The organism is Clostridium pasteurianum (assembly GCF_001705235.1).
GTDB lineage: Bacteria > Bacillota > Clostridia > Clostridiales > Clostridiaceae > Clostridium_S > Clostridium_S pasteurianum_A.
Genome location: NZ_MCGV01000001.1, coordinates 1,007,357 through 1,021,804, shown reverse-complemented (window position 1 = coordinate 1,021,804; position 14,448 = coordinate 1,007,357). Strand labels below are relative to the sequence as shown.

Annotated in this window: 15 protein-coding genes; 12 read left to right on the top strand and 3 right to left on the bottom strand. The window is 29.0% G+C overall.

What is annotated here, in order from left to right; genetic code table 11:
• Positions 1-92: 92 nt before the first annotated feature.
• Complete coding sequence (locus BEE63_RS04680) at positions 93-305, bottom strand: cysteine-rich CWC family protein (RefSeq protein WP_066020272.1); 213 nt, start codon at positions 303-305, stop codon at positions 93-95.
• Positions 306-474: 169 nt separating this feature from the next.
• Here BEE63_RS04680 and BEE63_RS04675 point away from each other — a divergent pair, with 169 nt between their 5' ends.
• The 6 genes from BEE63_RS04675 (at position 475) to BEE63_RS04650 (ending at position 4,816) form a co-directional block, all read left to right on the top strand.
• Positions 475-807: a single-stranded DNA-binding protein gene (locus tag BEE63_RS04675; RefSeq protein WP_066020271.1), complete on the top strand. Its 333-nt coding sequence runs from the start codon at positions 475-477 to the stop codon at positions 805-807.
• Between the two features lie 534 nt (positions 808-1,341).
• A complete protein-coding gene (gene trhA, locus BEE63_RS04670) occupies positions 1,342-1,974 on the top strand; it encodes a PAQR family membrane homeostasis protein TrhA (RefSeq protein ID WP_066020270.1) in 633 nt (210 codons plus the stop codon).
• A gap of 204 nt (positions 1,975-2,178) precedes the next feature.
• On the top strand, positions 2,179-3,024 hold the full coding sequence (locus BEE63_RS04665) for a DegV family protein (protein WP_066020269.1): 846 nt from the start codon (positions 2,179-2,181) through the stop codon (positions 3,022-3,024).
• 1 nt (position 3,025) lies between these two features.
• Positions 3,026-3,475: a PadR family transcriptional regulator gene (locus BEE63_RS04660; RefSeq protein WP_066020268.1), complete on the top strand. Its 450-nt coding sequence runs from the start codon at positions 3,026-3,028 to the stop codon at positions 3,473-3,475.
• 81 nt (positions 3,476-3,556) lie between these two features.
• Positions 3,557-4,108 (top strand): manganese efflux pump MntP, encoded by a 552-nt coding sequence (locus tag BEE63_RS04655; RefSeq protein ID WP_066020267.1) that lies wholly within the window; start codon positions 3,557-3,559, stop codon positions 4,106-4,108.
• Between the two features lie 276 nt (positions 4,109-4,384).
• Positions 4,385-4,816 carry a Fur family transcriptional regulator gene (locus BEE63_RS04650; RefSeq protein WP_066020266.1) on the top strand — a complete coding sequence of 144 codons (432 nt, stop codon included), beginning with the start codon at positions 4,385-4,387 and terminating at the stop codon, positions 4,814-4,816.
• Positions 4,817-4,821: 5 nt separating this feature from the next.
• Here the strand turns inward: BEE63_RS04650 and BEE63_RS04645 are convergent, their stop codons facing one another.
• The gene (locus tag BEE63_RS04645; protein WP_066020265.1) at positions 4,822-5,163 is read right to left on the bottom strand and encodes a hypothetical protein; all 342 of its coding nucleotides are present in this window, start codon (positions 5,161-5,163) and stop codon (positions 4,822-4,824) included.
• A 105-nt stretch (positions 5,164-5,268) separates the two neighbouring features.
• On the opposite strand from BEE63_RS04645, the gene BEE63_RS04640 reads away from it, so the two are divergent.
• Complete coding sequence (locus BEE63_RS04640) at positions 5,269-5,667, top strand: DUF6762 family protein (RefSeq protein WP_066020264.1); 399 nt, start codon at positions 5,269-5,271, stop codon at positions 5,665-5,667.
• Between the two features lie 15 nt (positions 5,668-5,682).
• Positions 5,683-6,666 (top strand): rhomboid family intramembrane serine protease, encoded by a 984-nt coding sequence (locus BEE63_RS04635; RefSeq protein ID WP_066020263.1) that lies wholly within the window; start codon positions 5,683-5,685, stop codon positions 6,664-6,666.
• A 115-nt stretch (positions 6,667-6,781) separates the two neighbouring features.
• Here the strand turns inward: BEE63_RS04635 and BEE63_RS04630 are convergent, their stop codons facing one another.
• Positions 6,782-8,539, bottom strand: coding sequence for an ATP-dependent metallopeptidase FtsH/Yme1/Tma family protein (locus tag BEE63_RS04630; protein WP_066020262.1), 1,758 nt, complete (start codon positions 8,537-8,539; stop codon positions 6,782-6,784).
• A 226-nt stretch (positions 8,540-8,765) separates the two neighbouring features.
• On the opposite strand from BEE63_RS04630, the gene BEE63_RS21350 reads away from it, so the two are divergent.
• From BEE63_RS21350 to clpB, 4 genes are all read left to right on the top strand, one after another.
• Positions 8,766-8,936 carry a YtxH domain-containing protein gene (locus BEE63_RS21350; protein ID WP_100369866.1) on the top strand — a complete coding sequence of 57 codons (171 nt, stop codon included), beginning with the start codon at positions 8,766-8,768 and terminating at the stop codon, positions 8,934-8,936.
• A gap of 202 nt (positions 8,937-9,138) precedes the next feature.
• The gene (locus BEE63_RS04625; protein WP_066020261.1) at positions 9,139-10,443 is read left to right on the top strand and encodes a helix-turn-helix domain-containing protein; all 1,305 of its coding nucleotides are present in this window, start codon (positions 9,139-9,141) and stop codon (positions 10,441-10,443) included.
• Positions 10,444-10,462: 19 nt separating this feature from the next.
• Positions 10,463-11,728: a helix-turn-helix domain-containing protein gene (locus BEE63_RS04620; protein ID WP_066020260.1), complete on the top strand. Its 1,266-nt coding sequence runs from the start codon at positions 10,463-10,465 to the stop codon at positions 11,726-11,728.
• Positions 11,729-11,747: 19 nt separating this feature from the next.
• Positions 11,748-14,345 (top strand): ATP-dependent chaperone ClpB, encoded by a 2,598-nt coding sequence (clpB, locus tag BEE63_RS04615; RefSeq protein WP_066023160.1) that lies wholly within the window; start codon positions 11,748-11,750, stop codon positions 14,343-14,345.
• Positions 14,346-14,448 lie beyond the last annotated feature (103 nt).

Sequence of the window (14,448 nt, the reverse complement as noted above, 5' to 3'; positions counted from 1 at the left end):
CATGGTACGTTCTTTTTTTGGTATTTAATGCTACAGTCTCTTTTATGTATCTCAAAATTGATTATAATTATTTTTGCAAATATACATATTGCCTATTCTAAGTCATGTTCTGCCTTATATTTATCTACACAGTCTTTGCATATGCAGGCTTTCATTTTTAAATGTTCTGGTACTAAATCCTTTAAACCTTGAGGTACTTTTATGTGGCTGCACCAGCATTCACCATGTGGCAGGCCTTTTCTATTTCCGCAGTTATTGTCCTTACCACAGATTGGACACACTGTTGGGTCTATATGTTCATTCATAATATCCTCCTTTATTGGTTTCTTAGCTATAAGTCTATTATTTTTAGCATAGAAATAATTCATATTATACTATATTTTTATCAAGGTGTGTTTATAAAATCTAAAAATTGACAATAATAACGATATATACTGGTAAAGTATTACAATATATTAAACGAGGAGTTAGATTATGAATAAAACACTTTTAATAGGAAGAATGGCTAAAGATCCAGTTATTAAGCATATAGAAGCAACTGGAAATGATGTATGTGACTTTACTATAGCAGTAAATAGGAGAAAAAAGAAAGATAATGGTGAAAATATAGCAGATTTTATTCCTATTACTGTATGGGGCAAGTTAGCAGAAAATGTTGCAAAGTATATGAAAAAAGGCAGCCTTGTTGGAGTAGTTGGAAGAATACAGATAAGAAGCTATGCTGATAACGATGGAAATAGAAAATATGTTACTGAAGTTATAGGAGAGGAAGTACAGTTTTTAGAAAATAGAAAAGAAGCTGTATAGCGAATTAACATTGATTTGGAACATTAAAAAAGCTCTATAAATCTAAGGTAAAAAAATCATAAAATACTAAGGGTTTTGAATAACTCACTAACGTTCAAACAAATTTAAAACTCTAAGTATTTTATGATTTTTTTGCCAAGATTTATTAGAGCTTTTTTAAATTGTTCCTTCATCAATGTTAATTCGCTTTTGAGGTAAAACAATGAAAAAATTCCTCCGTGCCTACGGAATTTTGGGCGTAAACAGTGTGTATTGGACATAATTAGTTTGTAGGGGTTCTGACATTGCTTTGCTCGTCAACATGTTATGGTTTTGCCTAAAACTTGTGTATTATAATATCTAAGAATTTTATAATTTTTTTGCAAAGATTTATTAGAGCTTTTTTTAATTGTTCCTTGGCTGTGACGAAAAACCCCTAACTTGATTCACAATATAATAGAAATTACGTGCTATATATATTTGTAAAAACTAAATTTAAGTGATATAATAACTCAACATTGAATGTGTAATTTTTACAGTAAAAGGAGTGGTAATATGGATGAGGATAGTTTTTATACAGTGGGTGAAGAAATTGCAAATGCAATAACACACGGTATTGGTGCGGCATTAGCAATTGCAGCTCTTGTTATTCTTATAGTTTTTGCAGCCAGGACTGGCAGTGCATGGTATGTAGTTAGCTACAGTATTTATGGTACATGTCTTGTTTTACTATATTTATTTTCTACTCTTTATCACAGTATACAAAATAAAAAAGCTAAGCGGGTTTTTAGAATATTTGATCATGCATCTATTTATATATTAATTGCTGGAACATATACTCCCTTTGCTTTAACGATACTTAGAAAACATGGTGGTTGGATAATTTTTTCTGTTGTATGGACGGCAGCTGTGTTTGGGATAATACTCAAGGTTTTTTACTGCGGTAAATTTGAAAAAATATCTACACTTATATATGTAATAATGGGATGGATGATTATATTTTATTTTAAAACCATATTAACAGTTATGCCGGTTCAAGGAATTGTGCTTCTAGTTGCCGGTGGTGTAGTATATACACTTGGTTCGCTGTTATTTCTATTTGATAAAATTCCATACAATCATGCTATTTGGCATCTGTTTGTTATGGGCGGCAGCATATGCCACTTCTTTGCTGTGTTAACCTTATAGGGTATGAAATTTTTTTCGTCGACTTAATGTAGTGTAAAAACACTTAAGAGCCGACGAATTTTAAGATTATATTAAAATATCTGGATAGGATTAACACTGCGTATGCTTATCACTACTGATATATCACTATTGATATATCAGTAGTGATAATGTATAATAAAAGTGATTTTTTAATGTGTAAAAAGTAAAAGGAGAATATTATATATGGAGAAAATAGCAATTGTAACTGATACCGGTGCGGATTTGCCAGAAAAGTTTATAAAGGAAAATAATATAAACGTGCTTGCGTTTAGAATTATTTATAGAGATAAAGAATATAGAGATAAGATAGATATAACGTCTGAGGAAGTTTATAAAAATTTAGAAGTTGAAGTTCCAAAGTCCTCAATGCCATCACTTCAAGATATGGACGATTTATATACAAAACTTGAAGAAGAAGGATATACTCATGTTATAGGTATAACGATTTCAAGTGGACTTTCAGGAATGTTTAATGGACTTAAAATGATTGCAGATGATCATCCTAAAATTAAATCTTTCATATATGATTCTAAGATTTTAACTATAGGTGAGGGTGTATTAGTTATAGAATGTGCTAAACTCCTTAATAATAAAAAAAGCTTTGATGAAATAGTAGAAGCTATACCTGAAATAAGAAAAAGAATACATGGATACTTTGTTGTTGGTACACTTGATTATTTAAGAAAAGGTGGTAGAATAGGTAGAATAGCAGGAACGATAGGCAAGTTTTTAAATATTAAGCCAATAATTACGGTTGACGAAAATGGTGTTTATTATGCTTATGATAAGGTAAGAGGAAGAAAACAATCATTGAATAGGCTTCTTGAAATAGCAAAACGTATAACTGAAAAACACAAATGCAGAGCTTACATTGTTCATGGATATGCAGAGGAAGAAGCAAGAGAATTTTCTAATAAAGTAAAACAGATTCATAATATTACTGAAGTTATTTTTAATGGGTGTTTGGGTCCTGTTATGGGAGTTCATAGTGGACCTGGACTTATAGCAATTGTACTATTAGAGGAATAATATGCATAATAATGAATTAGATATTAAAGAGGAAGAAAAAAGGCTTTATGAAGAATACAAACAAAAAGTTGCAAAACTTAGGAAGATAAAAAAAGAAGGAAAAGCTGTTGGACAGGTCTTTACAAAAGGACTTCTTCCGCTTTATGTTCTTTTTGTATTGAGTTTAGGATCTACCAATGGTAATGATATTGCGAATCAGATAGGTAAGAGAACGAACGGACTATGGATTCCAAGTACTGGTGGAATATACCCTATATTAAATAAAATGGAGAAAAAGTCTCAAGTAGAAGGAAAATGGGATAGCGGAAGTAAAAAAAAGCAGAAGATATACAGTATAACCGATGAAGGATTAAAGGAACTTGAAAACAAAAAATATCTTTTAAAGGATAAAATAGGTGATGCTCTTCGTGTTTTTGAAATAGTTTATAGGGATCTATACGGGGGTAAATAATTATATTGCTTAAATGTTTTTACTAAATGCCTATTAAAATGTAGAAATCCTGTGCATAATAACTTTGTTTGGGAGGAATTTATGAATTTTTATTCTTTGTTTGTGATTGCAGTGGCATTATCATTAGATGCTTTTGGAATTGCAATTAGTATTGGACTTGATAATTGTGTTAAAAGGAAAAACAAAGTAATGTTTTCCTTATCTTTTGGATTTTTTCAATTTTTATGTACATTTGTAGGAGCATATGCTGGCTTCATTTTTAACACTTACATAGTAGCTGTACCACAAATTATTGGAGGTATAATAATTGCTTTCGTAGGCATATTTATGATAAAAGATGGTTTTGAACATAAAGAAGAAAAATTACTTTTAAGTGCTAAGATGTATTTTATTTTAGGAATTTCAGTTAGTATAGATGCAGCTGTTGTTGGGTTTACTGTATTCAACAAATTATCAAGCAATTTTTTTATATTTATGGATTCTGTATTTATAGGAATTGTGACTTTTGTTTTGTCAGTTATAGCATTTATTATATCAAGATACCTAAAGAAGATAGATTTAGTATGCAAGTATGCTGATTATATAGGTGGAGTTATATTGGTTATTTTTGGATTGAAAATGATGTTTTTTTAAAATAGTAATTAATTGAGATACTGTCGTACTAAAAATTAGTGCGATAGTTTTTTTTGATATAAAAAATAAGGAACTGCGCATCAAAGAAAATTAAGAATTAAGAAGGATTTTCCGCTGCTTTGCTCTGGAAAATCCATATTTTATATTGAAAAATTTATATAGATGTTATATTGACATATGATTATGATATAATTAAAGAGAAACCAATAGTTAAACTGGTTTCTCTTTAATATAATGTTTTGTCGTATATTTTTAATAGGATATTAAGGTGATAGTATGGATTTAAAAATGTGCCTAAAAAATCACAATATTAAGTCCACTAAGTGCAGGATTAAGATATTGGATATATTAAGTAAGGCAAATGATGCGCTTACAGTAGAAAGTATATATAACAGTTGCAATAGTGAAGGCAAATTTGCTGATTTATCTACTGTTTATAGAAGTTTGGATTTGTTTGAGGAGAAAAATGTTGTAAGTAAAGTAGATTTAGGAAATGGAAAATACAGCTACAAAATTAAAGGAAAAACACATAAGCATATTTTAAAATGCAATATGTGCAATAAGGAAATAGAAATAGAATGTCCCATGGATCAAGTTGAGGAGATTATAAAGAATAAAACAGGATTTGTCTTAATAGATCATGAGCTTAAGATGAAGGCACTTTGTAGTGACTGCATGAATAAATTTAATAAGGATAGAGATAAATAATTTAATTAATATAAACCTGATTTTTCAATACGTTTTAACTTCCATATTCCTGAGGAGGTTTTAATCATTGTCAGCTTGTAGCTTACAGTTTTGTGTGGAGATTTTTCCTCCATACCGCTTACAAGCAAAATTGATTCATCATCAGATGAAAACTTTAATATATATGAATCTATTTTGTATAATTTATGTGTATTGAAAATTCCAGATGTCATATAGTAATTAGCTGCATATGTTATATCACGACGTTTATTTAAATTTATTTTGTAGTTTGCATAAGATATTATTAAAAGAACTAGAAATATTAAAGTAATTAATTTTTTGTTTTTTATGATAAATTCTTTAAACATGTATACACTCCTACTCAATGGAAAATATTTACAGTATAATTATATTGCTAAAAGTTAAAAATTACAATATAGATTTTCATTTTATTTAGGAAAGGAATTATTTATATGGATTTTACATCGTTAGTTTTATTTGAAAGAAAAGAAAATGACAACAGTTTTTTAAAAGAGATTGGAAGCTATGAAGTAAATGATGGAGCAGAGTATATCGTTAAAATGTACTATGACGGAGATAAGGTAAAGGTATGGTTTAATACCAAAAATGATGTGGAAGATTGGGAATATTCAGCTTGTTATGATTTATTTAATGAAAAAGCATTTATGGAGAAAGGATTTTCTATAAGTGAAGTAGATGATGAGTACAATCCAACATGGCTTGCTAAATTTGATTATATAGAAGAACATAATGGAATGGGAAAAAGAATAAATGAATTATGCAGTTTAATAAAGAATGAAATGGACAGAATATTTAAAGAAATGGAAGGAAAGAAGGATCAATATATCTAAGGTTACGGAGGAAAGATGATAAAAACTGAAAAATATTTAATTGAAAACTTATCCAGAAGAGCAGGAGGAACTCTTAAAGAATGTAACTGCTTACAAAACGATATAAAATTTTGGGCGGTTTCTTTTAAAAATGAGTATACAGAAAAATACATAGTTTTTTCGGATGAAAGTAAGTTTCATTATATAGATTATTCTTCGTGTGACAATAAAAGATTTGAAGAAGTTAATGATGAAAATTTAGTTAAAGTTTTAATGGTAGATAATAATGAGGCATGGAAGAGGTATGCAGAAAATCATGGTAAGGGCGAATTTATAGTAATAAACTATATTAAAAATCAAATAGTTTATTTCAATGGAAATAACGAGCAAATTGTAAAATTACTCAATATGCTTTTGAATGAAATTGTGAGGACAACCCAAAATAAAGGTAGTATGACTGTAACATGGATAATAATCGCTGTTAATGTAATAGTGTATGCTATTTCTGCTTGGTTATCTAATAACCCTATTGAAATAAATTCTGCTGTACTTAATTTGCTTGGAGCTAAAAATAATGCTTTAATAGATAGCGGACAGTATTATAGATTGATAACTTGTATGTTTTTACATGGTGGACTAGTTCATATAGGTGCAAATATGTATTCATTGTACTGTATGGGGTACATGCTTGAGAATGTATATGGAAAGGCAAAATATACTGCCATATATTTCTTATCAGGACTTACTGCATCAATATTTAGCTATTTATTTAGTAGTGGACTTTCTATTGGTGCTTCAGGTGCAATCTTTGGCCTTTTAGGAGCAGCTGTTGTGCTTGGATTTAAGCTGCGCACGAGAATAGGAAAGAGTTTTCTTATGAATATGGTATCCGTTGTTATTCTTAATATATTCATAAGTTTTACTATACCTAATATAGATATATTTGCTCATTTAGGTGGTCTTATAGGTGGAATGATTATTTCACTTATACTTGGAAATAAAATATGGGAAAGACAATAAAATTATAACTACCTCCATTTCATTTGGGGGAAACAGAGGTAGTTATATATTATTAGATTTTAAGATATAAGTGGCGGAAAATCGTCATTCATTCTTAATTTTCTTTAAGTTGCTTCTAAATATTGTCACCTAACAATAATTCTTTAATATCATCATAGTTAAGAGTTTCATCAGCTATCAGTTTATCTGACATATTTTCAAGTATAGTTTTGTTTTCTAATATAATATTTTTAGTATCTGAATAGAGCTCTTCAACTAGTTCTTTGCATTCATCAACTACTGAATTTGAAGCTGAATAGTTAATTTCAGATAATTCATCTGCATTTAGAAGTCCTAAGCTTGATCCCATGCCATACTGTGTTACCAATTTTGTGACCATTGATGTAACTTTTTTTAAATCGCTGTATGCTCCAGTTGTTATGGCATCTTTTCCAAAAATAATTTCTTCTGCTGCTCTTCCTCCAAGTAAAACTTTAATTCTATTTTTTATATAATTTTTACTTTGATACATCTTGTCTTCGGGTATACTTAAAGTATAGCCACCCGAGCCATTAGTGCTTGGAATTATAGTTACTTTTGATATTTTTTCTTCAGGAAGTACCTTTAATGAAACCAATGCATGTCCTGATTCATGATAAGCTGTTATTTTTCTATCTTTTAAAGAAATATGTGATCTATCTACTTTTTCATATCCTGCAAGTACAATAGAAAAAGCTTTATCTATATGCTTATCTTCAATAAAAGTACTGCTATCTTTACATGCAATTATAGCTGCTTCATTTATTAAGTTTTCTAATTTGGCACCTGAGAAGTAGGCAGTTTTTTGAGCTAAATCATTTATGTCTATGTCTCTTACAGGTTTATTCTTAGTAAGAAGATTTAAGATTTTTTTTCTTGCAGAAATATCAGGTAAATTTATTTCAATGTGTCTGTCGAATCTTCCCGGACGGAGAAGAGCACTGTCTAGAACATCAATTCTATTAGTAGCAGCAATTACAACTATGCCCTCTTTTTCTTTAAAGCCAGACATTTCTGTTAAAAGAGCATTTAAAGTTTGGTCTCTTTCTTCTGAGCCTCCAGACTTTCCACCATCACGTTTCTTTCCTATAGCATCAATTTCATCTATAAAGATAACTGCTTTTCCATTTTCACGAGCCTTTTTAAAAAGCTGTCTTATTCTACTTGCACCGACACCTACATATATTTGTACGAAATCAGAACCTGACATTGCATAGAAGGGTACATTAGCTTCACCGGCAATTGCCTTTGCTAGTAAGGTTTTTCCTGTACCTGGTTCACCATAGAAAATCACACCTTTTGGCATTCTTGCACCATAAGAGCTGTATTTTTCTGGATTTTTAAGAAAATCTATTATATCCTTAACGCCTTCCTTTGCTTCTTCATTTCCAGCTATATCGTCAAATTTTATGCCAATATCACCTATACTTTCGGTTTCTAATTTATCTATAGCAAAAATTTTTTTTGTTGGTAGTGATATTTTGAAAATTTTAATATATGCAATTATTATATACAGAAGAGAGAGTGAAATAACTATTAAATAAATTGTACTTTTTAAATCTCTAAAACTTTGTTCTGAAACTTTTATATTGCTTTTTAATAGGTTTTCTTTAAAGGTATCTATTCTTGGATTATCAGTAGTGTAAATTGTACCGTCTTTAAGTTTTACAGTTATTTCGGGGGATGATGTTAAGTAAACGGTATCAATGCTATTTAATTTAATATCTTTTTCAAAGCTTGTGTATGTTTTATAAAAATTTTTGTTATGCTGTAAAGAAGAGAGCATGAGTAAACTAAATGAAATTAAAAATATAAGAGTGGGGATAGTAAAATGTTTATTTTTTAAATGTTTCATTGAATATCCTCCTATGTCAATGTGGTTTACATAATACAATTATACATGATATTTTTTTAATGTCTATTGGTAAATAAAACAAGTAAAATGAATGTTTAAAAATATGAAAAATGCACAATATATAAACGAATAAATTAGGTGATTTTGTATTTTTAAAGAAAACTTAAATTATTGTTAAAAATTACTTAATTATGTTTATTAAAGATTAAAAGGGAGGAAATGCTTTATGAAGTATTTAAAAGGAGTAACAACAGGGGCAATGATTGGAGCAGTAGCAGGAATGATAATATTACCAGAACTTAGTAAAGGTACTAGAAAAAAGTTCAGAAAATCAGGTAGAATGATAAGAGAAACAGCAGAGGATATAATGGATTCAATGAAAATACTTGGTAAATAAGAAAATCGGATAGAAATATCCGATTTTTATTTAGAAAGATTAAAAAAATGGATTAGATTTTTGGAATTTTAAGAAAAAATATGTTATAATCATATTGCACAATAAAAAATACATTTATATAATTAACATGATATAAATGTAAAAAATTAATAAAAAAATTAAATTAAATTTAAATTACATAAGCGAGTAAAGGAAGATATGTATGGAGATATTGTCTTTGGGAGAAAAGATTAAAGCGAGAAGAAAAGAATTAAATATGACACTTAAGGATTTAGCTGGAGACAGGATTACACCAGGACAAATCAGTCTTGTTGAATCAGGGAAATCTAATCCAAGTATGGATTTACTTGAGTATCTTGCAAATACTCTTAACACATCCGTTGAGTATTTAATGGAATCTGAAGAAACTCAAGCTGAAAAAATATGTGTATATTATGAAAATACGGCAGAGGCTTATATGCTTAATGATGAGCTTACGGAAGCAGAGCAGTATCTTGAAAAGGCAATGTATTATGCAGAAAATTATAAAATTTCTTATCGAAAAGCAAGAACTTTGTATTTATATGGATGCATAAATATGTATAAGAATGAATTAGGGGTAGCACAACAATTCTTTCTTTCGACTAATGTCCTTTTTATAAAAGAAAATAAATATGAAGATATAATTAATACATTTATAAATCTTGGTAAGATTACTCTAAAACTAAAAGCTTATAATTCGGCTTGTAGTTATTTTGAACAAGCTGAAAGAGTGTCAAGGGATAATGATATTGGAAATGACTTTTTAATAGGAGAAATTTACTATTATATGTCACTAGTTTATTTTAAAATGGATGATAGCAATAAAACAATCAAATATTGCTTGCTAGCTAAAGAAAAGTTTGCTGAACTTGAGAATAAAAAGGAATATGCAAAGACTCTTCTTATGTTAGCTAAAGAATACAGCAGAATTGGTGATATTGATAATGCAATAAGGTATTCTGAAAAAGCATTAAAAGCATTTAAAGAAAATGATAATATATTTGCTGTAGCTGAAATAGAAAATGAACTTGGAAAGTTATTCTACGAGTTTGAAAACATAGAGGAATCTTTTATACATTTAAATAAAGCAAAAGAGATAAGGAAAAAAACAAAGGGACATGAATTTATAGAAACGTTATGTAATATTTGTGAAAATTACATAAAATTAAAAGATACTGAAAATTCTCAACAAGTTTTGAATGAAATAAAAGAAAATATAGATGGAAATAATGTTTTTGATGTACTCAAATATTATCTTATTAAATATAGAATAAGTATCTTGAACAAAAACTTAAAGGAAGCTGAAAATATTTTATTAAGAGCCCTTCAGTATGCTGAGAACATGGATCTTGAAAAAGAAGCGGCAGAGTTTTCAATTATAATAGGAAAATATTATATTGATAATGGCGATGATGTTGAAGCTGCTAAATATCTTAACAGTGGTATTGAAAGATTCAAGAAAATCGGCGTATTAAAGGATTTGTAATCAGATAGGTGTGAGAAGTATGGAAATATTATCTGTTGGTGAAAAAATTAAAAGGGCAAGGATTTATAAAAGGCTTACACTTAAGGATATATGTGATGATAAAATATCTGTATCTAAGATGAGCTGCATTGAAAATGGTAAAATAAATCCTGATGATGAAATTTTAGAATTTATAGCTAAAAAGCTTAATATTGATTTTGGATATTTGAAATATGGTGTTAAAGATCAATTTCAAAATAATCTTGATAAGCTGGATGAGGTTGAAGAAAATAAGAAAGATGAATATTTAAGATATAATGTGTACTACGCAGAGCAGTATGAGTATTATGATGTTGCATTTCAATTTATGCATTTATTATTTAATTTATATCTTGATACAAATAATCTTACAGCAATTCAAGGTGTGACTTCGGAATATTATGATATATCTAGAAAGATTAAAAACAGAAATAATAAATTTAAATATTATCTTGATATAGGAAAATATCTTTTTATGAGTGGTGAATATGAGCAGGCTATAAATTATTATAGTAGAATTAGAAATGAGTTAAAAGATAATAATAACAGTGATAAAGAACTTACTAATATAATGATAGGAAGTTATTATTATGAAGCTAAATGTTATGCTTTATGTAATAAACACGATAAGGCGTATCAATTAGGTGAAAAACTTACTGAATTTATCCATTTAATAAATGACGATGAAAAAATAGGGTATATATATAATCTCATGATGTTTTTATCTATAGAAGATAATACTGATAAGTTTAACTTCTTTAAAGATAAGGCTTATAAATATATTAATATAAATGATGAATTAAAATCTAAATATGAGTACAACTGTGGATTGAAGATGGTTGAAAATGATAAAATAGAAGATGCTAGGGAATGCATTAGCAAAGCTTTTAAGTTATTTCCTGTAGGTCTTAATTACAAATATACGCCATACATGATTAATTTTGTTAATTGCATATTGAGAAGTGATGATTTACACAAATTTAAGGATATATGTGATGATATACTAGATTATTCAATAGAAATGGATAATAATATGCTTATAGAAAAGTGTTATTATCTTAAATCTAAAATTTTTAATGTGCTTAAAGACTTTGATTCTTATGAAATGTATATGAATTTAGCACTTGATTTATTGATTAAAATAGGTGACAAAGAAGCTTTATATGATAGATATATGGAAATGGGAAATATGTACTTTAAATTTGATAATGTAAAAGAATCACTAAAATATTTTAATTTAGCTATAAAATTAGATGAAAAAATATAGTAAAAAGGGAAGTGGAAGTATGGATGTTGATAAACTAACAATGAAGGTTCAGCAGGCTATAAATGATTGTCAATCAATAGCTATAAGGTATAATCATCAACAAATTGATACAATCCACCTTTTTATGGCAATTATATCTCAAGAAGATGGACTTATACCTAATATACTGCAAAAGATGGGTGTTAATTTAGAAGCAATTAAAAAAGACACAGAAGCTGAACTTGATAAGATGCCTAAAATTCTTGGAGAGGGTGCTCAAAATTCTTCAATTTATGCAACTAGAAGATTTGAAGAAATATTTGTAAGAGCCGAAAAAATAGCAAAGGATTTTAAAGATTCATATATAAGTGTTGAGCATGTTATGCTAGCACTAATGGATAAAGATTCTAATGTTATAGGAAAGATTTTGAGTAAGAATGGTGTATCAAGGAAAGAATTTTTAAAGGTATTAGCAGAGGTTAGGGGTAATCAAAGAGTTGATACTTCAGATCCAGAAGGAACATATGATGCTCTTAATAAATATGGAAGAGATCTTGTTAAAGATGCTAAAAAACATAAATTAGATCCTGTTATAGGTAGAGACGAGGAGATAAGGAGTGTTATAAGAATTTTATCAAGAAGAACTAAAAATAATCCTGTACTTATTGGTGAACCTGGAGTTGGAAAGACAGCAATAGTAGAGGGACTTGCAGAAAGAATTGTAAGAGGAGATGTCCCTGAAGGCTTAAAAAATAAAGTATTATTCTCACTTGATATGGGTTCTCTTATTGCAGGTGCAAAATACAGAGGAGAGTTTGAGGAAAGACTTAAGGCTGTATTAAAAGAAGTTGAAAAAAGTGAAGGTAAAATTATTTTATTCATAGATGAAATTCATACTATAGTTGGAGCAGGTAAAACTGAAGGAGCAATGGATGCAGGTAATATTATAAAGCCAATGCTTGCTAGAGGAGAGCTTCACTGTATAGGAGCTACAACTTTTGATGAATATAGAAAGTATATAGAAAAGGATAAGGCACTTGAAAGAAGGTTTCAGCCAGTTACTATAGATGAGCCAACACCTCAAGATGCAATATCTATATTAAGAGGTCTTAAAGAAAGATTTGAAATACATCATGGAGTTAGAATACATGATAATGCTATAATTGCTGCTGTGAAACTATCTGATAGGTATATTACAGGAAGATTTTTGCCAGATAAAGCGATTGATTTAATTGATGAGGCTGGCGCTGCAGTGAGGATGGAAATAGATAGCATGCCTACAAATCTTGATATGCTCAAGAGAAAAATATTTCAGATGGAAATAGAAAAAGAGGCTCTTAGTAAAGAAACTGATAAGGCTTCAATTGAGAGATTAAAGATAGTAGAAGAGGAAATTAGCAATTTAAAAGAAAAAGATAAAGCTATGACCGCTAAATATGAAAAAGAAAAGGCTCAAATACAGGGAGTAAAGGATCTTAAAACTAAGCTTGATGATGTAAGAGGACAAATTGAAAAAGCGGAAAGAGAGTATGATTTAAACAGGGCCGCTGAACTTAAATATGGTGAGATTCCTAAATTAGAAAAGCAAATTGAAGAGAGCGAAGAAGCAATAAAGAAAAACGGAGAAAATGCAATGCTTCGTGAAGAGGTTACTGAAGAACAGGTGTCTCAAATAGTTTCAAAATGGACTGGTATTCCTGTTTCGAAACTTGTAGAAGGGGAAAAGAAAAAGCTAATTAGACTTCCAGAAGAACTTTCAAAACGGGTAATAGGTCAAGATGAAGCAGTTACAGCTGTTGCTAATGCTGTTATAAGGGCAAGAGCAGGTCTTAAGGATATGACTAAGCCTATAGGATCATTCATATTTTTAGGCCCAACTGGTGTAGGGAAAACAGAACTTGCGAAAACTCTTGCAAGAACTCTTTTTGACAGTGAGAGCAATATAATAAGAATTGATATGTCAGAATATATGGAGAAGCATTCAGTATCAAGGCTTATAGGACCACCTCCAGGTTATGTTGGATATGAAGAAGGAGGACAGTTAACAGAAGCTGTTAGAAGGAAGCCATATAGCGTAATATTATTTGATGAAATAGAAAAAGCACATAATGATGTGTTTAATATATTCCTTCAAATATTTGACGATGGAAGGCTTACGGACAATAAGGGAAATACAGTAGACTTTAAAAATGCTATAATAATAATGACTTCAAATATAGGAAGTCAATATCTATTAGGTAATAAAGGAGATTCATCCATTGATGATGAAACCAGATCCAAAGTAATGAATGAGCTTAAATTAAGATTTAAACCTGAATTCTTAAATAGGCTTGATGATATAATAATGTTTAAGCCACTTTCAGGGGACGAAATCGGTAAAATTATTGATATATTCCTTTTAGATATAAAAAATAATCTAAAAGAGAAAAATATAAGTGTTAATGTTACTGATAATGCTAAAAAATTTATAGCAAAAGAAGGTTACGATCCAGTTTATGGTGCAAGACCTTTAAAAAGATATATTGAAAATGTAATTGAAACAGAAATAGCTAAAAAGTTTATTAGTGGAGAAATTTATGAAGGAACTACTGTTCAAATTGATGCAGATAATTCTGGTATCTTAATAAGTAAAAAATAACTTTATAATAAGCATTTTATGTAGAAGGTAGATATTATTACCTTCTATTTTTTTTATAAAAGAAGGGATAATAAGAACAAAGAATAAAATAATTTATACTTAC

Excerpts from the sequence above, each read along its gene's own strand:
- BEE63_RS04680 (WP_066020272.1), bottom strand. The coding sequence starts at position 305 with ATGAATGAACATATAGACCCAACAGTGTGTCCAATCTGTGGTAAGGAC.
- BEE63_RS21350 (WP_100369866.1), top strand. The coding sequence starts at position 8,766 with ATGAAGTATTTAAAAGGAGTAACAACAGGGGCAATGATTGGAGCAGTA.
- BEE63_RS04645 (WP_066020265.1), bottom strand. The coding sequence starts at position 5,163 with ATGTTTAAAGAATTTATCATAAAAAACAAAAAATTAATTACTTTAATA.
- BEE63_RS04620 (WP_066020260.1), top strand. The coding sequence starts at position 10,463 with ATGGAAATATTATCTGTTGGTGAAAAAATTAAAAGGGCAAGGATTTAT.
- BEE63_RS04630 (WP_066020262.1), bottom strand. The coding sequence starts at position 8,539 with ATGAAACATTTAAAAAATAAACATTTTACTATCCCCACTCTTATATTT.
- BEE63_RS04650 (WP_066020266.1), top strand. The coding sequence starts at position 4,385 with ATGGATTTAAAAATGTGCCTAAAAAATCACAATATTAAGTCCACTAAG.
- BEE63_RS04665 (WP_066020269.1), top strand. The coding sequence starts at position 2,179 with ATGGAGAAAATAGCAATTGTAACTGATACCGGTGCGGATTTGCCAGAA.
- BEE63_RS04625 (WP_066020261.1), top strand. The coding sequence starts at position 9,139 with ATGGAGATATTGTCTTTGGGAGAAAAGATTAAAGCGAGAAGAAAAGAA.
- trhA (WP_066020270.1), top strand. The coding sequence starts at position 1,342 with ATGGATGAGGATAGTTTTTATACAGTGGGTGAAGAAATTGCAAATGCA.
- BEE63_RS04660 (WP_066020268.1), top strand. The coding sequence starts at position 3,026 with ATGCATAATAATGAATTAGATATTAAAGAGGAAGAAAAAAGGCTTTAT.
- BEE63_RS04675 (WP_066020271.1), top strand. The coding sequence starts at position 475 with ATGAATAAAACACTTTTAATAGGAAGAATGGCTAAAGATCCAGTTATT.
- BEE63_RS04635 (WP_066020263.1), top strand. The coding sequence starts at position 5,683 with ATGATAAAAACTGAAAAATATTTAATTGAAAACTTATCCAGAAGAGCA.
- BEE63_RS04655 (WP_066020267.1), top strand. The coding sequence starts at position 3,557 with ATGAATTTTTATTCTTTGTTTGTGATTGCAGTGGCATTATCATTAGAT.
- clpB (WP_066023160.1), top strand. The coding sequence starts at position 11,748 with ATGGATGTTGATAAACTAACAATGAAGGTTCAGCAGGCTATAAATGAT.
- BEE63_RS04640 (WP_066020264.1), top strand. The coding sequence starts at position 5,269 with ATGGATTTTACATCGTTAGTTTTATTTGAAAGAAAAGAAAATGACAAC.